At 59.8% G+C, this 23588-nt stretch carries 23 protein-coding genes and 3 pseudogenes; 9 read left to right on the plus strand and 17 right to left on the minus strand.

The window, feature by feature from the left end; genetic code table 11:
- Positions 1-663, minus strand: coding sequence for an amino acid ABC transporter permease (locus K3F44_RS23270; RefSeq protein WP_101316298.1), 663 nt, complete (start codon positions 661-663; stop codon positions 1-3).
- Between the two features lie 12 nt (positions 664-675).
- Entirely contained in the window at positions 676-1521 is an 846-nt protein-coding gene (locus K3F44_RS23275; RefSeq protein WP_220633047.1) for a transporter substrate-binding domain-containing protein, read from the minus strand.
- Positions 1522-1750: 229 nt separating this feature from the next.
- Here K3F44_RS23275 and K3F44_RS23280 point away from each other — a divergent pair, with 229 nt between their 5' ends.
- From K3F44_RS23280 to K3F44_RS23290, 3 genes are all read left to right on the plus strand, one after another.
- On the plus strand, positions 1751-2668 hold the full coding sequence (locus K3F44_RS23280; protein WP_310794598.1) for a LysR substrate-binding domain-containing protein: 918 nt from the start codon (positions 1751-1753) through the stop codon (positions 2666-2668).
- Between the two features lie 107 nt (positions 2669-2775).
- Positions 2776-3333: a hypothetical protein gene (locus K3F44_RS23285; RefSeq protein WP_150569990.1), complete on the plus strand. Its 558-nt coding sequence runs from the start codon at positions 2776-2778 to the stop codon at positions 3331-3333.
- A gap of 93 nt (positions 3334-3426) precedes the next feature.
- Positions 3427-4062, plus strand: a complete 636-nt coding sequence (locus K3F44_RS23290; protein WP_220633048.1) for a hypothetical protein — start codon at positions 3427-3429, stop codon at positions 4060-4062.
- A gap of 175 nt (positions 4063-4237) precedes the next feature.
- Here the strand turns inward: K3F44_RS23290 and K3F44_RS23295 are convergent, their stop codons facing one another.
- The 5 genes from K3F44_RS23295 to K3F44_RS23315 all read right to left on the minus strand — a co-directional run bounded on the left by K3F44_RS23295 (position 4238) and on the right by K3F44_RS23315 (position 8988).
- Positions 4238-4525, minus strand: coding sequence for a hypothetical protein (locus K3F44_RS23295; RefSeq protein WP_150572793.1), 288 nt, complete (start codon positions 4523-4525; stop codon positions 4238-4240).
- 35 nt (positions 4526-4560) lie between these two features.
- Positions 4561-5163 carry a hypothetical protein gene (locus K3F44_RS23300; protein ID WP_220633049.1) on the minus strand — a complete coding sequence of 201 codons (603 nt, stop codon included), beginning with the start codon at positions 5161-5163 and terminating at the stop codon, positions 4561-4563.
- Positions 5164-5358: 195 nt separating this feature from the next.
- On the minus strand, positions 5359-6021 hold the full coding sequence (locus tag K3F44_RS23305) for a hypothetical protein (protein ID WP_101316310.1): 663 nt from the start codon (positions 6019-6021) through the stop codon (positions 5359-5361).
- A gap of 243 nt (positions 6022-6264) precedes the next feature.
- A complete protein-coding gene (gene dctA, locus K3F44_RS23310; protein WP_150569994.1) occupies positions 6265-7566 on the minus strand; it encodes a C4-dicarboxylate transporter DctA in 1302 nt (433 codons plus the stop codon).
- 66 nt (positions 7567-7632) lie between these two features.
- Entirely contained in the window at positions 7633-8988 is a 1356-nt protein-coding gene (locus K3F44_RS23315) for an adenylosuccinate lyase family protein (protein ID WP_101316314.1), read from the minus strand.
- Positions 8989-9104: 116 nt separating this feature from the next.
- Here K3F44_RS23315 and K3F44_RS23320 point away from each other — a divergent pair, with 116 nt between their 5' ends.
- The gene (locus tag K3F44_RS23320) at positions 9105-9833 is read left to right on the plus strand and encodes a GntR family transcriptional regulator (protein ID WP_150569996.1); all 729 of its coding nucleotides are present in this window, start codon (positions 9105-9107) and stop codon (positions 9831-9833) included.
- 173 nt (positions 9834-10006) lie between these two features.
- Here K3F44_RS23320 and arsH read toward each other — a convergent pair whose 3' ends face one another.
- The 7 genes and pseudogenes from arsH to K3F44_RS23355 all read right to left on the minus strand — a co-directional run bounded on the left by arsH (position 10007) and on the right by K3F44_RS23355 (position 14378).
- Complete coding sequence (arsH, locus tag K3F44_RS23325) at positions 10007-10750, minus strand: arsenical resistance protein ArsH (RefSeq protein ID WP_409077680.1); 744 nt, start codon at positions 10748-10750, stop codon at positions 10007-10009.
- 14 nt (positions 10751-10764) lie between these two features.
- Entirely contained in the window at positions 10765-11235 is a 471-nt protein-coding gene (locus tag K3F44_RS23330) for an arsenate reductase ArsC (RefSeq protein ID WP_220633051.1), read from the minus strand.
- Positions 11236-11245: 10 nt separating this feature from the next.
- Positions 11246-12535 (minus strand): arsenic transporter, encoded by a 1290-nt coding sequence (locus K3F44_RS23335; protein ID WP_101316322.1) that lies wholly within the window; start codon positions 12533-12535, stop codon positions 11246-11248.
- Between the two features lie 19 nt (positions 12536-12554).
- Complete coding sequence (locus K3F44_RS23340; protein WP_101316324.1) at positions 12555-12905, minus strand: metalloregulator ArsR/SmtB family transcription factor; 351 nt, start codon at positions 12903-12905, stop codon at positions 12555-12557.
- A gap of 76 nt (positions 12906-12981) precedes the next feature.
- Positions 12982-13221, minus strand: a pseudogene (locus tag K3F44_RS23345) (transposase domain-containing protein); the annotation flags it as partial.
- Positions 13205-13346 (minus strand): annotated as a pseudogene (locus tag K3F44_RS25225) (transposase); the annotation flags it as partial. The pseudogenes K3F44_RS23345 and K3F44_RS25225, both read right to left, overlap by 17 nt.
- A gap of 63 nt (positions 13347-13409) precedes the next feature.
- On the minus strand, positions 13410-14378 hold the full coding sequence (locus K3F44_RS23355) for an AraC family transcriptional regulator (RefSeq protein ID WP_101316326.1): 969 nt from the start codon (positions 14376-14378) through the stop codon (positions 13410-13412).
- A 103-nt stretch (positions 14379-14481) separates the two neighbouring features.
- On the opposite strand from K3F44_RS23355, the gene K3F44_RS23360 reads away from it, so the two are divergent.
- On the plus strand, positions 14482-15726 hold the full coding sequence (locus tag K3F44_RS23360; protein ID WP_220633052.1) for an MFS transporter: 1245 nt from the start codon (positions 14482-14484) through the stop codon (positions 15724-15726).
- Positions 15727-15804: 78 nt separating this feature from the next.
- Here the strand turns inward: K3F44_RS23360 and K3F44_RS23365 are convergent, their stop codons facing one another.
- Positions 15805-16113 (minus strand): chorismate mutase, encoded by a 309-nt coding sequence (locus K3F44_RS23365; protein ID WP_150570001.1) that lies wholly within the window; start codon positions 16111-16113, stop codon positions 15805-15807.
- 290 nt (positions 16114-16403) lie between these two features.
- Here K3F44_RS23365 and K3F44_RS23370 point away from each other — a divergent pair, with 290 nt between their 5' ends.
- Both K3F44_RS23370 and K3F44_RS23375 read left to right on the plus strand, forming a co-directional pair.
- Positions 16404-17216, plus strand: coding sequence for an alpha/beta fold hydrolase (locus K3F44_RS23370; RefSeq protein WP_150570002.1), 813 nt, complete (start codon positions 16404-16406; stop codon positions 17214-17216).
- A complete protein-coding gene (locus K3F44_RS23375) occupies positions 17209-18384 on the plus strand; it encodes a PAS domain-containing sensor histidine kinase (RefSeq protein ID WP_220633053.1) in 1176 nt (391 codons plus the stop codon). The genes K3F44_RS23370 and K3F44_RS23375 overlap by 8 nt, the downstream gene beginning before the upstream one ends.
- A 92-nt stretch (positions 18385-18476) precedes the next feature.
- Here the strand turns inward: K3F44_RS23375 and K3F44_RS23380 are convergent, their stop codons facing one another.
- Positions 18477-20006, minus strand: a complete 1530-nt coding sequence (locus K3F44_RS23380; RefSeq protein WP_220633054.1) for a methylenetetrahydrofolate reductase C-terminal domain-containing protein — start codon at positions 20004-20006, stop codon at positions 18477-18479.
- 251 nt (positions 20007-20257) lie between these two features.
- Between K3F44_RS23380 and K3F44_RS23385 the strand changes: the two are divergent.
- A pseudogene (locus tag K3F44_RS23385) lies at positions 20258-21229 on the plus strand (5-methyltetrahydropteroyltriglutamate--homocysteine S-methyltransferase); the annotation flags it as partial.
- 105 nt (positions 21230-21334) lie between these two features.
- On the plus strand, positions 21335-22054 hold the full coding sequence (locus tag K3F44_RS23390) for an SDR family oxidoreductase (protein ID WP_188035313.1): 720 nt from the start codon (positions 21335-21337) through the stop codon (positions 22052-22054).
- 61 nt (positions 22055-22115) lie between these two features.
- Here K3F44_RS23390 and K3F44_RS23395 read toward each other — a convergent pair whose 3' ends face one another.
- The gene (locus tag K3F44_RS23395) at positions 22116-23294 is read right to left on the minus strand and encodes an acetyl-CoA C-acetyltransferase (protein ID WP_101316341.1); all 1179 of its coding nucleotides are present in this window, start codon (positions 23292-23294) and stop codon (positions 22116-22118) included.
- Positions 23295-23588: the final 294 nt, after the last annotated feature.

The raw sequence follows: 23588 nt of genomic DNA on the forward strand, positions 1-23588 counted from the left end.
TCACTGCCGGAAAGGGCGTTGTAAGTGGGCGGAAAGGCGCGCAGTCAGCAGCGCGAGCACGCCGACCAGCACCAGGTACATGACGCAGATGGCCGTGAACATCTCGATGGCGCGAAAGTCCGTGGCGATGCGGTCCACCGCGACGAAGGTCAATTCGGCCAAGCCGATGGCCTGCAGGTACGAAGAGTTCTTCAGCAGCGAGATCGCGGTGTTGAGCATCGCCGGCAGGCTGGTGCGAAACGCGATCGGCAGGGCGATCAGGGCAAAGTACTGCGCCGGCTTGAGGCTGAGTGCCAGGCTCGCCTCGCGCATGCCGCGTTCCACGGTGGCCAGGCCGCCGCGGATGTTCTCGATCTGATAAGCCCCAGCCCACAGTGACAGGCACACCACCCCCGACCAGAACAGCGACAACCCTAAGCCAATGGCCGGCAGACCGTAGAAGATGAAGAACAACTGCACCAGGATCGGCGTATTGCGGATCAACTCCACGTACAGCACCACCGCCTGCGACAGCACCGGCACTTTCATCACCCGCACCGCGCCGCCCAGCACACCGATCAGCATTGAAAAGAAGATGGCCAGCGCGGTGATCTTCAGCGTCATCAACACGCCGTCGAGCAGCGCAGGCCACTGCGCTATCAAGTAATGGATGTCGAAATCCATGATCGCGGCCGATCAGAGCGATTCGGCAGGTTTGGCCTGCTCGAACACACTGATGTAATAGCCCTGGATATTCTTCGGTACGAACTGCTCTACCCAGCCGCGGTACAGGTGCTCTTCACGCATGCGCAGCACCGCCGCGCTGAGGAAGTCGCGCCACTGCTCTTCGTTCTTGCGCACACCGATGGCCGCGTCGGAGATCTGGAACGGTTCGCCGATCAGGCGCGCGTCCTTGTCGTTGTCGGCCACCACCACCAGCGTTGCGGCGTCGTGAGTGTAGGCATCGGCGCGGCCTTGGCGGAAGGCTTGCAGGGCATCGGCGGCGCTGTTCATGCGCAGGGTTTTCACGTCGGGCATGTGGTCTTCGAACCACTTGGCCTGCACCGAGCCTTTGAGCGTGGCGAGGGTCTTGCCCTTGAGGTCGGCGATCTTCTGTGCCGGGCTGTCCTTCTTCACCACCACGTCACTCGCCCCCCAGCGGTAGGGCGTGGTGAAGTCGATCACGCGCTGACGCTCCGGGGTCACGCCGAGGGTGGCGATGAGGAAGTCGACCTTGCGCCCCAGCAGTTGCGGCACTCGGTTTTCGGCAGTCACGCAGGTAAAGCTGACCTTGTCCTTGGAGCCCAGGGCCCACAGTGACACCTGCTTTGCCATCTCTACTTCGACGCCGGCAAAGTCGCCCTTGTTGTCTTGATAGCCATAAGGCGGCTGGTCGCAACGCACGCCAGCTCGCAGCTGGCCTGCCTCTTTGATAGCTGCAGGAACGGCCGGCAAGTCGACGGCCTGTGCCGTGGACACCGCCGCCATGGACACGCACGAAAGGGCCAGTGCAGCGCTTAGTTTTTTATACGAGAACGACATGATGCCTCCTGATTACCGGGCTGCATCGCCCCACTGGCGTGCGGCGAAACGATGAGTACAAGGGCAGAGCTGAAATGAAGCTTGAGCACCGGTTTTGTTTTTGTTGTTGCGGGTATGCGCTCGGTTGGCATCGCGCTGCATCGGGGCAGACGTCGATGTGGATCTAGTTATAAAATCTTCGGGTCATGCAATCAAATGACAATCCATCAACCAGTCATGCAGAAATGATATGGCCATTAACTTCAAGCAGATCGAAACCTTCCGCGCGGTGATGGTCAGCGGCTCCATGACGGCGGCGGCGCAGGCGTTGCACACCTCGCAGCCGAACGTCAGCCGCCTGATCGCGCAGCTCGAACGGGCCAACGGCTTCAAATTGTTTGAGCGGGTGGGCGCGCGATTGGTGCCAACCGATGAAGGCGCGCAGTTCTTCGCCGACGTCGAGCGTGCCTTCATCGGCCTGCACAGCCTGGAAAACTCCGCCCAGCACCTCAAGCGCGGCGGCACCGGGCGCTTGCGCATCGGCGCTGTGCCGTCGCTGACCCACGGCCTGCTGCCGGCGATCATCCAGCGCTTTCGCCAGCAGAACCCCCACGTGCATATATCGATCCACACCAATGACTCGCCCAACGTCGCGCACTGGGCGGCGACCCGTTTCTGCGATGTCTGCCTGGTGTCCTACGTGGCCGAAGACATGGCCGGTGTGCAGTCGGAAATCATCTGTGATGTGCCTGGCGTGTGCATTTTCCCCAAAGGGCATCGGCTTGGTGCCTTGGAGGTAGTGACACCGGCAGATTTGAAGGGCGAGGAATTCATCTCGCTGTCGCACACCGACGGCTCGCGCACGCGGCTCGACCGACTGTTTGCCGAAGAAGAACCGCGCGTGCTGAACATGGATGCGACCCATGCTGCCACTGTCTGCTCACTGGTCGGGCTTGGGCTGGGCGTCAGCGTGGTCAGCCCGCTGGTGGCCAACGAGTACCTGCATACCGATATCGACATCCGGCCGTTTGCGCCTGAGTTGCGGTTTTATACGTATTTGCTGCTGTCGTCCGACCGGCCTGAGAACGTGCTGACGCAGAGGTTTCGGGTGTTGGCGGGGGAGATGTTGAGGGAGGCGGCGCGGGGGAGTTTGGAGAGGGAGCGGTAGGCAACGTGGCTTCCTGGCCCGCTAGATAAAGCAAGGATTCAGCGTTGCCTTGAGCTATTGTTAGCTGCGCAAAAAAATTGCCTGATGCACTTTTTTCAAGGATTGAAATGAAAGCCCTATTGCTTGTGCTATCGACCTTGCTCCTGCTTTCCGGCTGCTCCACGCCGCTCACCGCTACCAAGGCCAGCCCCTCGATCGCCGAAACCAAATCGGTGCAGTTCGGTGGGAAGACGTTTGTCCTCAAGTTCCAGAAGCAGGGCCTGTGGGAATATTTCCCTGAAGATGAAAGCATGGATGCCTGGACCGAGATGGTCGACTTTACTGTCGTGCCTCGCGAGCTGAACCGCTTCAAGCCCCTCGACCTGGCCAAACGTGCCATCCAGCTGCATCAGCAGGAAAACCCGAACATGCCGGCAGTCCTGCTGACAAAAAATAGAACCGGGATCGACTACGCGATGATGTACTACCCCGATTCAGTCCGTAAGGACGGGCAGTTTTCGGAGATTAGTTACTTCAAGTACTACACCGATGGCACCACTGGCCAGACCATAATTTTTCACTTCGCCCGGACCATTCCAAAACCGAACGATCCCACCGAGAGCGCAACAGCGATGGGGCAGGAGATCCCGCCGCTGATGGAAGCATTCCCGCTGTACCGGCCATGACACCCTCAGTGTTAGGCCAGGCGGTGAAAGGGCGCTAATTAAAATTTCATCCCTTTCAAGCAAAATTAATTAAAATCTCTGTTTAGGTTAGCCATGAAAAATCTACTGATTGCTTGCATCCTGTTGGGTTCGGCGGTGTCTGTTAAGGTTTTAGCGAACACGCTAGAGGTCGAGCATCAGCGGATTGAGCAACGCTGGTATTCGTTCAGCGAGGTAGTAGAGAAAAGAAAGAAATATGACCGGGTGGATATTTCTCGAGGGTATCTCGAATACTACTTCGAGGGTGAAAACCATGCCTCCAACGCTCCGGAGGAACGCCTGTCGCCGCGTGCAAAATTCTACGCCAATCATGCAACCGTTGGCACTTATGCCGTTGCTGATTACGCGACCGCGCTGGACAAGGCGTGTGTAGATGTGGTCTCTGAGTCGCTGGGATCGTTCAGAGGCAGCTATGAAAACGCTAAGAGACCTGACAGGCAACAATATAAGAGAACGGTCGTTGGTATCAGGTCATTAAGCTACAAAGGTCCTGAGTTTAACTTCAAGAGTCCTGCCTCTTGGTCGTCCATAGAGTTGCCGAAGGACAAGAGAAGCCTTCTGTGTGAGATTTATGAAGTCAAGGATGAGGCCAATGACGTGAAATACATCGTTTACGCTGCATCGGTGACAACCGCTATGTTCGACGAAATTCATTCGGCACCGCTGCCCGCTAACAAACCGAATAATTAGTTTCTTTGCGACAATGCTGCGGCACCTAACGCTGTGGCATCAAGCAGATCAGCTTTGAGCCTTGGCACGCTCAGTAATTGTCTGCCAATCGACAAATTTTGCTGTGGGCCAAAGCCACGGGTTCGCCTGGCTCCGATCCATGTGGAAGCTGTCTGACAGCCGCCGTACAGTTAGATCACGACCAGCGGATACGGGCAATTTCTGCGTCGCTCATCTGGCGCCAATCATCCTTGCTGATCCCGTAATCCTGCTCGGCGGATTCCAGAGCCTGCTCCAGCGTAATCATCAAATGATCGCCTTCAATCTGCTGGCGGGCGTAGTCCACGAAGCGAATCTCCATGTATACCGGCGGCTCGTGCTCCCCCGCGACCTCAAGACCAAACAACACGATCGTCGAGACGCTGGGGCGGTATGCGCAAGGTACTTTCACATCGGCAACCAAGTGCAACGGTTGTGGCTTCATCTGGATACCTGGGGCGCTGGGCATGTGTGTAGCCGCTATCTGACGTCTGTGCTGGGGTACAGCTCGGGTGGTGGCTGGTAGTCAGGGTTTTCGAATTGACTGTTGGTGTGGAAGGTCTCGGCGGTTGGCCCGGCATTCTTGTAGGTCACATTTTCGTTACGGACCAGATGCCAGCCCGTACCTTCTTTGTCACGCTCGATCAGAGTTGGGGACAGCGTGCACTTCCCACTGGAACCTGAGGTGAGGGAGAACTGATAGTAGCGCCCGGCTTCAGGTGTGAATTGGGTTGTGACAAAGCAGGTCCTGGTACGCGAGCCCTCCCATGTCATATACACAGTCGTTTCCAGGCCCGGCCGAATCGTTGATTCGTAGTAGTCCCAGGTCAGGTTTTGACCCGCTTTGGGCATGCCAATGTCTTGGGTATGGGTAAAGGGGAGAGGCCCGGTACGCACCACACCGCCGGTCCTCACACCGTTGTCGGTCTGGTAGATTGCCGCATGCTGGGTGAAATTGACCACACGAATCCAGGCCGGATTCGGCTCATTCGCGGGTGCGACAAAGTAATCGGTGTGGGGGAGATACTTACAACCTGCGAACATTGGCAACAGCACTAAACAGAATCTCAAGCGTGTCGTCATTGATCCATTTCTCTGCAGAATTTTCGCTATGACCGCGTCTGCAGGGGTTTATTCGTCACCCGCACTGATTTCCTCGGGGTGGATGGCTATTGGTCTGCGTGCCTGATCACGAGCTTCTGGAACGAGCCAGGCAACTTCCCCTGACCCCAAATGCGCCCCGCTATCGCGGGGCTCAACACAGAGGGAGGCTCGTAGTCAGAACGACTCGACTGGCTTCTGGGCTTGTTGAACAAGCTTGTTTCCATCCAGTTTCGGGAAGGAAAAATTAATGATGATACTGGACTCGTCATCCACTCCAGAGATGACTAAATCAGCACCCCTGACATTGGCAGGTGCTGACTTCATCAGGCTCTGAAGGTTGGTGGCCGCTTTGTCGAGGGTGAGCCCTTCAACGAAAGAGTAGGTCAAATCGTTGGCGGCCAACGCAACACTCTCGTAGTTCGTGAGTTTGGCTGTGTAGTCATCCTTGTTTTTTGTTTTGCGCGCGGTATCAACCAGATCCAGCACGGATTTCCCGTCAGTGAGCGCCACCAAGGTAAATGTCTTTGCAAGCGCTCCAATGACGCGAGCGTACAGGTCACGATCATAGGGTGCAAACAGCGAAACCGACGCCAGTTTGTCACTGCTGAAAACCAGGGCTACCGTGAACTTCTGATCCAGAAAGTCCACATCGTCCACACAGCGTGCAGGAGCTCCAATATCAGCTGTACAGTCGTAGTAGCCTGCTACCCCGGTGTATTTCGCGATCGGCGCGTCGTAAGCATATGTTTTGAACAGGTTGTCTGCCGCTACCGCATTCTGCATGCCGGTCAACATCGCCGTGGCGGCCAGCGCTGCAGAAATAGCTTTCTTTGACATGGATTCCCTTCCTGAATGAGCATCGAGATGAATAGCCAGATGCTATCAGTCAGGTATGCACTGCTCAACACCGGCAATCCATTCGGTGACGACGCAGGCCATCTCTCGGTCTCTTGAAAGACAGTTGGGTCTGCCGGGCGCCGTTTCTTCGATTCGCCAACCCAGGGCAGCGACGACACCGATAACAGCTTGCATGCTGTGATCAATCCTGTCGCTACCGCAGTCAGTTCACCACGTGACCGTTTAAAGAGCCGCTTCCGGACTACGCCCGAGTACCCGGTTGTACTCCAACTTCGCAGTCTTCTCGGTGAACTCCCCAGACCACTTCGATACCACTACTGTCGCCACACTGTTGCCAATGGTATTGCACGTCGCAATCGCCATCGACATGAAGCGGTACACGCCAAACAGCAGCGCCAAACCTTCTACCGGCAGGTTGCCAATGGCGGTCACGGTCGCGGCGAACACCACGAAGCTGCCGCCCGACACCGCTGCCGCACCCTTGGAGGTGACCAGCATGACGGCGAGGATACCCAGCTGTTGTTCCCAGCTCAGGGGCACGCCATAGGCGTTGGCAATAAACAGTACGCACAACGACATATAGATGGAGGTGCCGTCGAGGTTGAACGCATAGCCAGTCGGCAACACCAGGCCAACGCTCTGCTTGGAGCAACCGAACTTCTCCAGTTTCTGCAGCAGGCGCGGCAGCGCGCTTTCCGACGAGGCGGTGCCCAGTACGATGAAGATTTCATCCTTGATGTACTTGAGGAAGCGCCACAGGCTGAAGCCCGATACACGACACACCACGCCCAGTACGACGAAGATGAAGAACGCGATGCAGACGTAGAACATCAGCACCAGGTTGGCCAGCGACATTAGCACCGCAGTGCCATTGCTGCCCACGGCATAAGCGACCGAGCCGAATGCACCCAGCGGGGCGAACTTCATGATCAGGTTGATGAACTCGAAGAAACACTCCGAGACGCGGTTCAAGCCGTCTTCGATGACTTCGCGACGCTCAGGCTTGAGCGCCAGCAAGGCGAAGCCGAACAGCACCGAGATCACTAGTACTTGCAAGAGCTGGCCGCCGGAGAAGGCGCCGACGAAGTTGTCCGGGAAGATCGCGTAGATGAAGTCCAGGGTCGAGGCCGGCGCGTGGCCTTTGGCAACTGCTGCAGCCGAGGCCGCAGTGGCTGCGCTGCTTGGGTGGGCGTCGTGCATGCCTGAGCCGATTTGCAACAGGTTGCCCCACAGCAGGCCGATGGCCAGGGCGATCGTGGACACCACTTCGAAGTAGATCAACGCACGTACACCAACCTTGCCTACGCGCTTGATGTCGCCGGCGGAGGCAATGCCATGCACCACGGTGAAGAACACCAGCGGCGCGACAGCGGTCTTGATCAGTTTGAGGAAGATATCCCCGAGGATCTTGAACTTGGCGGCCAGCTCCGGCGCGATAAAACCAAAGGCAATGCCCAGCAGCATGGCGGCAACGACCTGAAAGGTCAGGTCCTTGTAGAACGGTTTTTTAGCGGTAGCATTCATGACTGCGATCTCGTTGTTTTTATTCGTAATCGATAGGCAGCGAGGTGCGGCGCACCCCGGGAACATTCAGCGTTTGACCTTGCCCTCGCGGGCCAGGGCGATGTCGACCATCTGCGGCGCCAGGCCGATGTAGTTGGTCGGGTCGGTCAGGCGCTTGAGTTCTTCGATGTCCAGCTGTGCCGTGGCTTCGCCTTGCGCCAGCAGCGCGTCAAGCAGGCTGGTGCCTTGGTCGTTGGCCATGCGGCAGGCGGCATAGACCACATCGTGGGCTACCTGGCGACCCAGCGCCGGGGCCAGGCCCATCATTACGGCTTCGGCAACGATCAGGCCTTGGGTCATGTCGAGGTTCTTGAGCATGCGCTCGGTGCGCACTTCCAGGCCGGCCAGCATGAATTTCGCCTGGCCCAGCGACGCAGCGCTCAGGGCGAAGGCTTCTGGAATGGCGATCCATTCTGCCTGCCATGGGCCGGTGGAGCGTTCGAAGTCCTGGATCATCGCGTCGAGCATCAGCCCGGCTTGCTGGCGCACACCTTTGGCGGCGGCGTACATCAGCTCGCAGGAAATCGGGTTACGTTTCTGAGGCATGGTGCTGCTGGCGCCACGGCCTTTGACGAAGGGTTCGTACACTTCGCCCAGCTCGCTGGTCATCATCATCATCACGTCGAGGGCGACCTTGCCCAGCGAGCCGGTGACCAGGCCAAGGAAGTTCAGGGTCTCGGCCAAGCCGTCGCGGGCGACGTGCCACGTGGCTTGCGGTACGCCCAGGCCGAGTTCGGCCATCATCGCTTGTTGTACTTCCAGGCCCTTGTCACCCAACGAGGCCAGGGTCCCGGCAGCGCCAGCAAACTGGCCAACTTCGACCCGTGGGCGCAACTCGACCAGGCGCTCGGCGTGACGGTCGAACATGCTCAACCAGACCGCGCATTTGTAGCCGAAGGTGATCGGCAGCGCGTGCTGCAGGTGGGTACGGCCTGCCATCGGCGTGTCACGGTATTTTTTCGCCAGATCTGCGAGCAGGCCACGCACGGCCTGGATATCACGCTCGACGATCGCCAGTGCCGCACGCACCTGTAGCACTACGGCGGTGTCCATGATGTCCTGGGTGGTAGCGCCCCAGTGCACGTAGCGGCCGGCTTCACCGCACGTCTTCGACAGTTGTTCCACCAGCGGCAGGATCGGGTAGCCGACGATTTCTGTCTCGTGCTGCATCAGCGCCAGGTCGAGGGAGTCGTAGGTCGACAGCTTGGCGATCTGCTCGGCAGCTTCGGCCGGGATCACGCCGCAGCGGGCTTCGGCACGGGCCAGAGCGACTTCCACTTCGATGTAGCGCTCGATCAGGGCTTTGTCGGAGAACACGTTGCGCATTTCGGCGGTGCCGAACATGTCGCGGAACAGGGCGGAGTCGAAGACGGTGCTGGACATGGAGTAATCCCGATATGTTTGTTATTGGTCGGACATATTGTTAATGTCCGTACATAATTCTTACGTCCTCGCTGGTACACTGTCAACTCGCTTAAACCAGTGGGCTGATTGAAGGTATGAACCAGACGCGTTATGCGCTCGTTGCCAAGGACTTGATGGAAGGGATTGCCAGTGGCCGATTCCCTCTAGGCAGCCTGTTGCCGACCGAATTCGAGCTATGTGAGCTGTACGCGGTCAGCCGCCATACCATTCGCGCTGCGATTACCCAGTTGCAGAACCAAGGGCTGGTTTCGCGGCGCAAGCGCGTGGGTACGCGGGTCGAGTCGGTGTCGCCCAAGGGCGGGTACTCGCAGTCGCTGGCCTCGGTGACCGACCTGGTGCATCTGGCCGAAACGCAGATGCGCAGCATCCAGCACGTCAGCCATTTTGTGGCTGACATCGCCCAGGCGCGGCGCTTGGGAATGGAGCCGGGCGGGCATTACTTCTGCGTATCGAGCATCCGCGTAGATGCCGACAACCGCCGTGCGCCGCTGTGCTGGACCGATGTGTATGCGCAGGAGTCATACGCCGAGGTGATTGCCTTGGCCGAGGAGCATCCGGACGAGTTGATTGCTGCGCTGATCGAGCGCCATTTTGGTCGCCATATCGACGTGGTCGATCAGCAGGTGCGCGCGGTGCTGTTGACCCCGGAGGTTGCCAAAAACCTCAATGCCGAGCCGGGTTCGCCGGGTTTGAACATCATTCGTCAGTACCGTGATGGCGACGGCGCGCTGATGGTGGTTTCGGAAACCGTGCATCCGGAGGATCGGTTTACGCTGGTGTCGCAGATGAAGCGGGAGCGGTAGAGCCTGTACCGCATTGGCCCGCTGTAGGAGCGGCCTTGTGTCGCGAAAGGGGGGCGAAGCGCCCCCAAAAATTTCAGCTCCGCCGCTGACATCGCCGGGCCCGCTGCGCGCGCCTTTCGCGACACAAGGCCGCTCCTACAGTTGACCACGTATGGCGCAGTCGGCAGCTTCAGTTATCCAGCTCGGCAACTTTGACCGCCGCCGGTTGAAACCACACCGGCCACGAGCTGCGATGCCGCGCTTTCTTTTCGCTCCGAGTAGCGATCCACCAGGTAGCTCTCACGACCGCGAACCAGCAGAGTGAATTTCACCAGTTCCTCCATCACATCGACTACTCGGTCGTAGTACGGTGAAGGCTTCATTCGATCTGCCTCGTCGAACTCCAGATACGCCTTGGGCACAGACGACTGATTCGGGATGGTCAGCATGCGCATCCACCGACCCAGAACCCGCATCTGGTTCACTGCATTGAAGGACTGCGAGCCGCCGCACACCTGCATCACCGCGAGAGTCTTACCCTGTGTGGGGCGTACGGCACCCATGGTCAGAGGAATCCAGTCAATCTGCGCTTTGAACACCGCAGACATCGCTCCGTGTCGTTCCGGGGAGCACCACACCTGACCGTCTGACCACAGCACCAGATCGCGCAGCTCCTGCACCTTAGGGTGATCGACTGGCGCGTCATCCGGCAACGGCAGTCCGGACGGATCGAAGATCACCGTCTCGGCACCCATTTGTTGGAGCAGACGTGCAGCTTCATGCGTCAGCAGACGGCTGAACGACCGCTCTCTGGTCGACCCATAGATCAGGAGAATGCGTGGTTTGATGTTCGAACCATCTGGAAAACCCAATTTTTCAGCGCTCGGCATACCCATCAGCGACAGATCAAGAGCTGGAAAAGTGTCGACAGAGTCCATATCAAATTCGCTCATCACAGGGCTCCGATTCGATCCAGAGCCTGCTTCAGATCAGCGCCCTGAAGCGTTTTCAGATCCAAGGTGAAGAGCGCGGTAAATCGCCTCTTGATACGTTCAACGGTCGCATCAAATGCGGCCTGAACCTCCTCATCAGAGCCGTCGACCTCAGACGGGTCGGACAGCCCCCAGTGGCTTTTGATGGCCGGGCCGAAATACACCGGGCAAGGTTCGCCGCCCGCCTTGTCGCACACGGTGATGACGATATCGGGTGGTGTTTCTACGAAGACTTCCGAGCCTTTGCTGTACAGGCCGGACGTGTCGATTCCCAATCCTTGCAGAGTGCTCACCGCTCGCGGATTGAGTTTGCCGCTCGGGAAGCTGCCCGAACTGATGGCCGTGAAGCCGTCTGGGGCGACATGGTTGAACAGCCCCTCGGACAGGACGCTACGACAGCTATTGGCCGTACACATGAACAGAATCTTCATAAAGCAACTCCTAAGCGCTGATGCTCAAGCGCACGGCAAGTGCTGCCAGTGTCGTAAGCAAAATGGGAAAGGTGAGTACGCAGCCAACCTTGAAGTAGTAACCCCAGGTGATGCGGATGTTTTTCTGGGCCAGGACGTGCAGCCAGAGCAGCGTGGCCAAACTGCCGATGGGGGTGATCTTCGGGCCGAGGTCGCAGCCAATGATGTTGGCGTACACCATGGCCTCGTGTGCGAGTCCCGATACCCCACTGCCCTGGATCGACAAGGCACCGATCAGCACGCTGGGCATATTGTTCATCACGGATGAAAGCAACGCGGCGGTGAAACCGGTACCCAGCGTGGCAGCCCACAGGCCATGGTCGGCGAAGGTGCCAAGCAGCGAGCTGAGTCCTTCAGTCAGCCCGGCATTCTTCAGCCCGTAGATCACCAGATACATGCCAAGCGAAAACAGGACGACTTGCCAGGGGGCGTTGAACATCACTTTGCGTGTCGAGATCACATGCCCCTTTGCGGCAATGATCAGCAGCACCAAGGCGCATGCGGCGGCGACAGCACTGACAGGAATACCAAGCGGCTCAAGGACGAATAACCCGAGCAACAGAAGTACCAGCACCCACCAGCCTGCAAGGAACGTATGGCGATCTTTGATGGCTTTTTCTGGCCGCTTTAGTTGCTCGGGCGAATACGCCTGCGGCACCTCCTTTCGATAAAACAACCAGAGCATGCTCAGGGTCACCACGACACTGACCAGATTCACCGGCCACATGATCGAGGCGTACCGGGCGAATCCGATATCGAAAAAGTCGGCAGAGACGATGTTCACCAAGTTCGAGACAACCAGCGGCAGGCTGGCAGTGTCGGCAATGAAACCGGCAGCCATCACGAAAGCTAAGGTCGCCGCTGGACTGAAGCGGAGCGCGGTCAGCATCGCGATCACGATGGGAGTCAGTATCAATGCTGCGCCGTCATTGGCAAACAGGGCCGAAACCGCTGCCCCCAAGAGCACCATCAGTGCAAACAGGCGTGCGCCGCTGCCTCCTCCCCAGCGAGCCACATGAAGTGCTGCCCACTCGAAAAAGCCCGCCTCATCCAGCAGAAGGCTGATGATGATCACCGCGATGAACGTTGCCGTGGCGTTCCACACTATGTGCCAGACCACTGGGATATCGCTGAGCGTGATGACACCGGTCAACAATGCGAGTACCGCCCCGGCAGACGCGCTCCAGCCAACGCCAAGTCCACGGGGTTGCCAGATCACCAGTACCAGCGTGACCAGAAATATTGAAATTGCCAACAGCATGTCAGTTCTCCAGAAACACTTAGCAGCAGGAAGCCTGGCGTACTGGGCGACCTTCCATCGAAGCAAGGCGACCTTGGTCATCGCCGAGCCAGGAATGGTTAGCCTCAAGGGTCGTTTGGAGTACCTCCACTGCCCACTGAGGGAGTTCTGGATGAAGGCGGTAATAGATCCATTGGCCCTGACGGCGATCTTCCAGCAGCCCGCAGGTGCGCAACTGAGCGAGGTGCCGGGACACTTTGGGTTGGTGATCGTCAAGCGCCCAAATCAATTCGCAGACACATAGCTCCCCCTCGGCAGCGAGCATCAGCATGATTCGGGCGCGAGTTTCATCACCGAGGCATTTGAAGAACGTGTGGGGCTGAAAGGACATGGCCAACCTGTATATTTGTTTATCCGTATATTCGAATTTACAGATATGAATACCTCAGTGGAAGCAGCTTTTTTGCTTAAGCCGAGCAAGCGTGCGGATGCAGGTCGTGCAGATTGCTTGCTTGGTGAGTTGGCAACCGCGTCAGTACGTCCTTCAGGTATCTGTACGGATCATGCCCGTTCATGCGCGCCGACTGGATCAAGCTCATGATAGCCGCCGCTCGTTTACTACTGCGCAGCGAACCGGCGAACAACCAGTTGGAGCGACCGTCGATAGGCACAGCACCATCATCAAGCTCCGCGCAGCGCATCCACCAAGGGCTGGAGCTGCACGCCGGTTTGCCCTACCCATTGAGCCAGGGTTGAACGCGGGATGGCCAAGCCTGCTCGGCCAAAAGATACTTTCTTGCCGGTACAGCGGCAGATGGTCGGAGAACTTGGCGCTGGAGTTGGCAGCCGCGGACACATTCGCTGCTTTCCGGCTCGGCACCAATTAGCCTCAGCTTCAGGTGGCAGCCAACTGCCTCAACCTGCGACTCAACCCAGGCGTGGTACCCGTAACTCGCTTGAACGCCCGACTGAAGGCCGCCTGGGACGTATAGCCCAACCGCTGCGCGACCTCTTCAATAGGTACTCTTTCCAGCGTCAGCCACTGGCTGGCGAGCCGCATTCGCACTTCGGTAACGTAGCGCAGTGGGCTCATGCCAATCGTCAGTTGGAAGCGCTCGGCAAAGACCGAGCGGGAGGTATTGCATTGCTCCGCCAACTGCTCGACGGTCCAGTCTCGGCCCGGTTGCTGATGAAGCGCCAGAAGTGCACCTGCCAGCCGCGGATCGCGCAGCGCGGCAACCAGGCCGGAGGCGTTGCCGCAGGCGCACTCGACCCAACCGCGAACGACCATGGCGGCGACCACATCGGCCAATCGCGCGAGGATGCCGGCGAAGCCAACGCGTGCGGCGCTGACCTCGCGCTCCATGGTGGTGAGAATAGGCACCAGCCCGGGGTAACGCTGGCCGCCGGCATCAATAAGCATCAGGCCAGGCATCAGCTTGCCAAGGCCATGGAGGCTGCCCAATTCGAATTCCATGCATCCACTGAACAACAGCGTGGTCGGCATGGAGCCGGGATCGGTTCCGGTGTCCACCGCGCTTACGGTTTCGCCGAGAGGCTCGCCGTCCAGCAGATCAATGTCCTGCACGGGTACCTGCGTATGCGAGAGCAAGTGATGGGCCGCGCCATGGCAGATGAAGACGGCGTTACCGGCTGACAGCGCATAGGTCGTCCCGTCTTCCATACGTAGCACCGCGTTGCCGACCGCCAGGAAGTGGAACCAAGCATGCCCGGGTTTGGCAGCGAAGGCCAAGCCGAAGGCTGGGCCCGCCTGGATACGGCGGTACTCGACACCGCGCAGGCGCATGCCGCGCAACAGCTCGTTGATGAGGTCGGAAGAGAGGGCAAATTGGTCTGTCGACATCGGCTCGGTGTTTTAATCAAAAAATTGAGTTTTTCGATCATAGATCATCCGGAATCTCGCGCCTAGACTACCGGTCGCAATTGAAGATTGGGAGATCCATGCAGTGACTGACCTTATATGCAATGCCGTACCCGACAGCCGTCGCGGCGCCGCGCCGGATGCAGAACCTACAACTCCAGCGTGGATGGCCGTATTCTCGTTGGCGATGGGCGTGTTTGGCTTGCTGACCGCTGAGTACCTTCCGGCCAGCCTGTTGACGCCGATGGCAACCGAGCTGGGGGTGTCCGAAGCGCTGGCTGGCCAAGCGGTAACGGTGACAGCGGTGGTGGCGCTGTTCGCTGGCCTGTTGGTGCCAGGCCTGACTCGAAGTATCGATCGGCGCTGGGTGTTGCTGGGGTTTTCCACGTTGATGATCGCATCCAACCTGCTGGTCGCCGTTTCCTCCAGTTTCGCGGTGCTGTTGTTGATGCGTATCTTGCTCGGCATCGCGCTTGGTGGGTTTTGGAGCATGGCGGCAGCGGTGGCGATGCGCTTGGTGCCCGTGGCTTTGTTGCCGCGAGCGCTCTCGATCATTTTCAGCGGCATCGCCGTCGGGACGGTGGTCGCGGTCCCGCTGGGTAGTTATCTGGGCGGGCTCTATGGCTGGCGCAGCGCGTTCTATGCAGCGGCAGCAGTGGGGGTGGTGACCCTGGTTTTCCAGTCGCTTACGCTGCCGAGCCTTGCGCCACGTCGGCCGGCACGCCTGCGCACGGTGCTTGAAGTGTTGCAGCGCCCAGGCATTGCTATGGGGATGTTCGGTTGTGTGCTGGTGCACAGCGGCCACTTCGCGATGTTCACGTATATTCGGCCATTCCTCGAAGATACGACCGGCATTGGCCCGCAGGGCCTGTCGCTGATGTTACTGGGTTTTGGTGTGGCAAACTTTGTCGGCACGTTGGTGGCCGGGTGGATGCTCACTCGTCACCCATTGGCCACCCTGGTGTTGATGCCAGCGTTGGTAGGCGTTGCGGCACTGGCGCTGGTCTTGTTGCCAGCTTCGGTGCCAGGGCAGGCTGTACTGCTGGCGGTCTGGGGCCTGGCCTTTGGGGGTGTGCCGGTGGCATGGTCGAACTGGGTCGCCAGCGCGGTCCCTGATCAAGCGGAGAGCGCTGGCGGCATGGTGGTAGCGTCTGTGCAATCGGCCATCGCCACAGGCGCAGCCGCGGGTGGGGCAATGTTCAGCCTCGGTGGCAGCGCAGGCGTATTCGTGGCGGCGGCCGTGCTGATGCTGCTGGCCGCGTTGCTGATTGCACTGCGTGTGCGAGTTCCTGCGGTAGATGGGGCTGTGCTGAAAGGGGTTTTGCCTTGATGGGCATTTTCGCCACAGTTTTATCTCGCTACCTGTACCAGCGGCCCGGCGGGGCTTCGGATGAGCTGCGCGTTGTCATCAAGATACTGAAGGTTCGTTAGCCAGCTTCGCATGGGTGGCCAGCTCTTCAGTGATGAAGGCCGAAATCATCGCACGATAGACCTGCTCCACGACCTCAGCCGAGGCGCCAGTTTCGTCAGCCATTTCACGAACCTTCCTTATCACTTGCTCGACCCGAGCAGGCGCACGCACATCATCGGTGGTTTTCTTGAAAGCCGCTGCTTGCGTCACGAGTCGGCCCCGTTTGGCGAGAAGCGAAACAAGGTTGCGGTCAATTTCATCGATCCCTTGGCGGACTTCGTCCAGAGAGGTGCAAGGTACATCCATTTGCCTGACTTCCTTTTCATGAGCCTGCGTCTGGTTAGGGCAGGCAGTGGCTGGTGATTCTGGGCTGTATTGTAGCGGCTGGTGACTTTCCGCAATGAGTCGATATGTCCTACAGAGCCGGCTCGCAGCAGTGACGCCAGAACCATGTCCTTCCTTGCCCCTCTAAGCGTGATCGGGTATTGAATCTTCATCATTGATCCGAACCATGCCCTCAATGCCTGATCTATTCTCAGTGGCAGGTGGTGCGGATCATCACGGCCTGGCCTTTGCTGTACGAGATCGAGATAAGAATGACTCTGCAAAAGCGCAACAACGTAAACATCTCCGGCAGCGGCAGCGCGACCATGATCCTTTCGCATGGCTTCGGTTGCGACCAAACCATGTGGAAATTGCTGCTGCCGCACCTTGCTTCGCGTTTTCGGGTGATCAGCTACGACTTGGTTGGTGCAGGCCAGTCGGATCTTGCTGCTTACGACCCTGAGAAGTATTCCTCGCTGTGGGGCTACGCATCGGACCTCAACGAGCTTATCGACGCGTACGCCGAGGGCCCGGTTATCCTGGTTTGCCATTCTGCAAGCGCAATGATCGGTACCCTGGCTCAGCGCCAGCAGCCAGGGCGCGTCGCGGCGATGGTCATGATTGGCGGATCGCCCAGCTATATCGACTCGGGCGACTATGCCGGTGGCTTCCTGGCTGAGGAGGTCGATGCGTTGCTCGAGGCCATCGACGACAACTATCAGGGCTGGTCAACCACCATGGCGCCGGTGTTGATGGGCGAACCTGGGGAGCCTGCGCTGGGTGAGGAGTTGCTCAGCAGCTTCAAGCGTACCGATGGGCAAATCGCTCGGCATTTTGCGCGGGTGATCTTCTTGGCTGACCACCGCGCCGACGTTGTCGGGCTGGACACGCCTACGCTGATTCTGCAGTGCACACGCGATCCGGTTGTGCCGGTTGCGGTGGGTAAGTACCTGAATCGCGTGCTGCCCAACAGCCAACTGAGCCTGATCGAGGGCATGGGCCATTACCCGCAATTGAGCGCGCCGAGTGCGTGCACGGCGGCCATCGATGGCTTCCTCGCCCAGCTCGATTTCGACCATGGATGACACCCTCCTGGTCTGTGACGAATCGTTGTTCGAGCGCGCGCCTTGCGGGCTTGTCGTCATGACCGTGGAGGGCACGATATTGCGTTGCAACCAGACGTTCAGCCGGTGGCTTGGCTATGACATGGCCACGTTGAACGCGCAGAATTTTCATGACTTGCTGACGGTGGGCGGGCGCTTGTTCCAGCGCACCCACTGGGGGCCGTTGCTCAACAGCCAAGGCTCGGTGGCGGAGGTCAAGCTAGAACTGCGCCATCACGATGGCCATGCGCTGGCGATGCTGCTCAATGGCGTGCGCCGAGAAACCCGCGAGGGTGTGCGTTACGAGCTGGCGCTGTTCGGCACTGCCGAGCGCGATCGCTACGAGCGCGCGGTGCTGGCGGCTCGGCAGCGTGCCGAGGAATTGCTCGCGCAGAAGATCGCTGCGGAAGCGGCGTTGCAGGAGGCCAAGTCAGAATTGGCCGAGGCATTCGAGAAGGCGCAGCGGCGTGCCGCCTTTGCTGAGCAGATGGTCGCGATTGCCAGCCATGACCTGAAGAACCCGATGATGGCCATCAAGATGGCCGCGCACATGCTCGAGCATGGGCAGCGCTCCGAACGGGAGCAGCGCCTACTTGATGGCATCAGCACCTCAGCCGAGCGGGCGCAGCGGATGATTGTTGACCTGCTGGATTTTGCCTCGGTGCGGATTGGGCAGGGCATCAAGATCAGCCGGCATCAGGTCCCCCTCCCTGAGTTTGTGGACCAGTGTGTAAGTGAGCTGAGGATTGCCTTTGCTGATGCGCACATCCGGCATGTGTCGCGCGGGTGCGGCACGCTTGAAGTGGATCAGGATCGTCTGCAGCAGATGATCGGTAATCTGGTTGCCAACAGCGTTGCTTATGGTGATCTGAGTTTTCCGATCACCTTGAGCACTGACCTGTCCGCAGCAGGCGCGACCTTGAGCGTTCACAACCATGGCGAGCACATCGCCGAGGCGGTGATCCCGACGTTGTTCGAGCCCATGATGCGGGCCAATGAGTATGACGGTTCGATTCGGTCGGTCGGACTGGGGTTGTTCATTGTCAAGCAAATTGCCGAGGCGCATGGCGGGACGGTGAGCATGGTTTCGGATGCTGTGGCGGGGACTGCGTTCACGGTAAGCTTGCCCGTGCAGGCCGCTACAAGTTAGTGGGCTGCCAAACCTGGCCCTAGCGCCAGTTGCATCAAAACCGCTCCTTTTGTCGTAACGTGCTATGGCCTGCAAGGCCGCAGTCGGCGGCGTCAGTTATCCACCTCAGCAACCGCTACCTCACGCTGAACAGACTCCGAACCTGCAGCCCGCCGCACCACAACCACCGGCTCAACCTTGACCACCGGCGCCGGTTGAAACCACACCGGCCACGAGCTGCGGTGGCGGTTCTCGACTTCGACGCAAGGGATCAATCGCTCGCGCAGCACATCGGTCTCGCCCACAGTCTTGGCCACGCGGTACTTCACGCCATGCACGCACTCGCGATCACCGAACTCGCAGCGGTTCAGCGAGGTGCCGCCGCAGGGGCCGTTGGCGAGGCCTTTGGGGCAGGACTCGGGGCAGATATAGAGGGTGTCATGCAAGCGACAACTGCCGCAGGTGTCGCAACCAACCAAGGGTCTTTTGATGCCGCGCTCAAGGCCATGCAGCAGGCTTGCTGCGCCAGGTTTCGACCACAAAGGTCTAGTCACAGCCCAGCCAAACGCACGACTGGCCCGGTTCTCGCGGCCGAACAACAACCCGTGCATGCCCGACAACAAGTGATAGCGAACCTGCTCCCGCAGGCTGGCGCTGACCCGTGACTGGTCAAGCCGCCAGTTCGCGCCGGGCGGGGTGAAGGTCACTGCGGGCAGGTCCGGCATCTGCCAGCTGGCAGTCCAAGCAGGCGCCCATTGTTCAAGGGTACGAACACTTGCCAGCACTTGCTCCAGTTCACGCTCGAGCGTTTGCAACTGGGCAAGCTCATGCACTCCGGACAGGTGCACGCCGGCATAGCCCATCAATTTCAAACCCACCACCTGCAACGCCAGGCGCTGAATACTGCGCGCCTGGGCATACGCCTTGGACAGCGCCAGCTCGGCAGCCAGTACATCGCGCATCGATGGTGTGACGACGGCGCCGGCAACGTGCTCGAGCATCTGCGCGCGGCCGTGGGTGAGCGCCATAAGGCAGGCGATCAGCGGTTTCGGTGTGCGCTGACGAGCCATCCACTGCAGCGCTTCCTGATGTTTTTGATCGTCGTAGCCGAGCTGCAGGGTGAGGAAGTCAGCACCGGCACTGAGCTTTTTCTCAGCCTTGAGATACTGCGCAGCGCCTTCTTCTTCGCGGTACTTGAACGGGTTCAGGGCTGCACCGAGCAGCCAGTCGGGTCGGGCCTGGCGGGCGATCTGCAGGGCGGCGACGGACTCGAGGTAGCGCACCGGCTGTTGGCCGGGCGTGTGACCGGGCAGACGATCGCCGGTAAGGATCAGCAACTGGTCGAGGCCGGCGGCGTCCATGTGTTGCAGCTGGCTGAGCAGGTCGTGGCGCTCGCGGGCCTTACCGGAGAAATGCAGCAGGGCGGGTACGGGTGTGGCGAGCGAGTTGAAGGCGTCCAGCGGTGACATATCCAACGGGCTGCCGACGCGGTCGCCGATGGACACGGTCAGTGGCCAGCCGCACAGCTGTTTGCGGGCCATGATCGCTTCAAGCGCGGCGAAGCGCTCGGCAGAGGGCTTGGGCACGAATTCCATGATGCAGACGAAGGCGTGCTCATGCAGCGCGGTTTTCAGCAGGCTCATGCGGGGCTCGGCACCGGCAGTGGATCTGGCCGGCATTGTGCGGCAGATGGGTGAGATTGGCTTGTCTGATTGCGCTGGTGACAGGTGTGGAAAAGACATGCCATGGCGCGGCTGGGCCAATCTTAAGTCGGTGTACGTCAAAGCGCTGTATGAGAATTTCTTGAGATGATCATAAATTATATGAGTTTGTCTCAGCATCGCATTGCGCACAGACTTGCCCCATTGAAATTCAACGGCAAGGAACACCTCACATGGCACTGGCACACAACCTCGGCTTTCCACGCATCGGCTGTGATCCCGAACTGAAGAAGGCCCAACAGGCGTTCCTCACGGGCGCGCTGGATGACGCCGGCCTGCGTGCGGTGGGCCGTGAGTTGCGTGCCAAGCACTGGCAGCTGCAGAAAGATGCCGGCATCGAGCTGCTGCCAGTCAGCGACCACGCGCTGGAGCTGACCCAGTGGTTCGACAGCAATAGCCACCAGCTTGCCCCGCAGCTCAGCGTTGATCAGCAGTTCGCCCTGAACTGGGAGCAACTGCTTGAAGAGGTAAACGAGGCCAAAGCGCTCGGCCATGCCGTCAAGCCAGTCGTGCTCGGCCCGCTGACTTACCTGTGGCTGGGTGAATGCCAAGGTGGCGACTTCGACAAACTGGAATTGCTTGATCGCCTGCTGCCGCTGTACGACCAGATCCTCAACCAGCTGGCTGCGCAAGGTGTGGAGTGGGTACAGATCGATGAACCGATCCTGGCGCTGGAACTGCCACAGGCCTGGAAGAATGCCTACGAGCGGGTCTACAACATCCTCCAGCGGGCGCCGCTGAAAAAGCTGGTCGCGACCTACTTTGGCGGCCTGAACGCCAACCTCGGCCTGGCCGCCAATCTCCCGGTCGACGGCCTGCATATCGACCTGGTGCAGGCCCCTGAACAATTCCCGACCATTCTTGATCGCCTGCCGGCGTACAAGGTGCTTTCGCTGGGCGTAGTCAGTGGCCGTAACAGCGGGCACTGGAATCTGGACGATGCGCTGCACGTCCTGCGCCTCGCCGCCGAGCGCCTGGGCGACCGGTTGTGGGTAGCGCCGTCGTGCCCGCTGCTGCACAGCGCTGACGAGCAAGACGATGCCGAGCTCAACAATGAGCTCGCCCTCGCCGCCGACAAGTGCCAGCAGGTAGCACTGCTGACCAAGGCGCTCAACCACACGGACGTAGCCCAGGCTCGTGCCGCGTAGCAGGCGAGCCACTGCTCATATCCAGATACAACCTGGCTTTGCCGCACCGGCCGTGTTCTGTTTCGATGCCGCTCGGCTATCCGGCCTACAGGGAGTGTTGGGATGAAAGTTCTAGTGGTGGGTGCCAGCAAAGGGCTGGGCAAGGCATTGATCGACGGGCTGGGAGCAACGGGCGATACGCTGATCGGGGTGTCACGCACGCAGCCTGAACCGTTGCCGGTTCGCGATGGCATTGCAGTGCAGTGGATCGCAGCGGACATGGGCCAGCCCAAGTTGGCGGCGCAGCAGATTGCACATGCAGTAGAGGCGGGCGGTATCGATGCCCTGATCTACAACCTTGGTTTGTGGGAAACGCAGGCGTTCGAAGCCGGCTACAGTTTTGCAAGCGACGATGATGAGCAACTGGAGCACATGGTCAGCTGCAATATCACCGCGACAATCCTGCTGATCAAACGTCTGCTGCCGGTTTTGTTGCGCAGCCAAGCGCCGCGAATCATCCTCACCGGCTCGACCTCCGGCCTGAGTCAGAGCGGTCGCCCTGAAGTTACCTTTGGCGCATCGAAATTCGCCTTGCGCGGTATCGCCGAAGCGCTGCGCGAAGGCTACCGAGATCAACAGCTCGGCGTCACCTGCCTCAATCTCGGCTACCTGAATACCGAAGACGGCCTTGAAGTGCCGTTGGCCGAAGCCGCAGCACGCGGGGCAGGGGAGTTGATTCCGGTGCACGATGTGGTGCTGATGGTGCGCACATTGCTCAGCTTGTCGCCAGCCAGCTACGTGCGTGAGCTGACTCTGCCAGCCATCGCTGACGAGCGCTTCTGAACCTTCTTGAGCAACCAGGCTGCCGGCACACGCCGCCAGCCCGGTTCACGCAATCGCCGACCTAGCGCTCGATCGCCAGCGCCACGCCCTGACCACCACCAATGCACAGGGTCGCCAGGCCTTTCTTGGCATCACGCTTGATCATCTCGTGCAGCAGGGTCACCAGCACTCGGCAACCAGACGCGCCAATTGGATGACCGAGGGCAATGGCGCCGCCATTGACGTTGACCTTGTCGGCATCCCATTCCAGCGACTTGCCCACCGCCAGCGCCTGCGCGGCGAAGGCTTCGTTGGCTTCGATCAGGTCCAGGTCAGCCAACTGCCAGCCGGCTTTGGCCAGGCAGCGCTGGGTTGCCGACACCGGGCCAATGCCCATGATCGCCGGGTCGACCCCAGCACTGGCGTAGCTGGCAATCCTGGCCAGCACCGGCAGGCCCAGCTCGGTGGCTTTGGCCGCGCTCATCAGCAGTACCGCCGCTGCGCCGTCGTTGAGGCTGGAGGCGTTGCCGGCGGTGACGCTGCCGTCTTTCTTGAACGCCGGGCGCAGTTTGGCCAGTGCTTCGGCGGTGGATTCGGGGCGGGGTTGCTCGTCGCGCTCGACCACCTTTGGCTCGCCCTTTTTCTGCGGCAGCACGATGGGCGTGATCTCGTCCTTGAAACGCCCGGCTTCGATGGCGGCGACGGCCTTGCGCTGGGATTCGGCGGCAAAGGCGTCCTGCTGTTCACGGCTGATGTCGAACTTGTCGACCAGGTTCTCGGCTGTGATGCCCATGTGGTAATCGTTGAAGGCGTCCCACAGGCCGTCGCTGATCATGCTGTCGATCAACTGGCCATGGCCCATGCGCTGGCCGGTGCGGGCCGAGGGCATGACGTAGGGCGCCAGGCTCATGTTCTCCTGGCCGCCGGCTATGACCACATCGGCATCGCCACAGCGAATCGCCTGGGTCGCCAGGTGCAGCGCCTTGAGGCCCGAGCCGCAGACTTTGTTCAGGGTCAGCGCCGGCACGCTGAACGGCAAGCCGGCCTTGACCGCAGCCTGACGCGCCGGGTTTTGTCCGGCACCGGCGGTCAGCACCTGGCCAAGGATCACCTCGTCGACTTGTGCTGGGTCGAGCCCGGTCTGCTCGAGCAGGCGCTTGATCACCGCAGCGCCCAGATCGACGGCTGGCACGCTGGCCAGAGCGCCCTGGAAACTGCCGATGGCGGTACGGGTGGCGGCGACGATGACGACTTCATGCATGTTGTTGTTCTCCGATGAAGGTGGCGCGACGAGGCGACGTATTACCACCCAGCATCGGTGTAAACGGTTCATTTGTTAAGTTTGTTTTTCTTTGGCATTGATTCGCAAAGCTAATCAATCACCCCGTTAGACGGCAGGGCACTGATGAGTGACGCCGTGAATGTCACCGCCGCCTGCGGCAATCGCGTCGATGCGCAGCGGCGCAGGGTTTACTGCAGGCGTTGTCGGCGCAGCGGGTCAGGGGCCCGGCGTGGGCGTGCCTGGTGCACCGCGACAGCCAGGATGACCCGCTGG

The sequence above is a fragment of the Pseudomonas sp. S07E 245 genome (assembly GCF_019599025.1).
Lineage (GTDB): Bacteria > Pseudomonadota > Gammaproteobacteria > Pseudomonadales > Pseudomonadaceae > Aquipseudomonas > Aquipseudomonas shirazensis.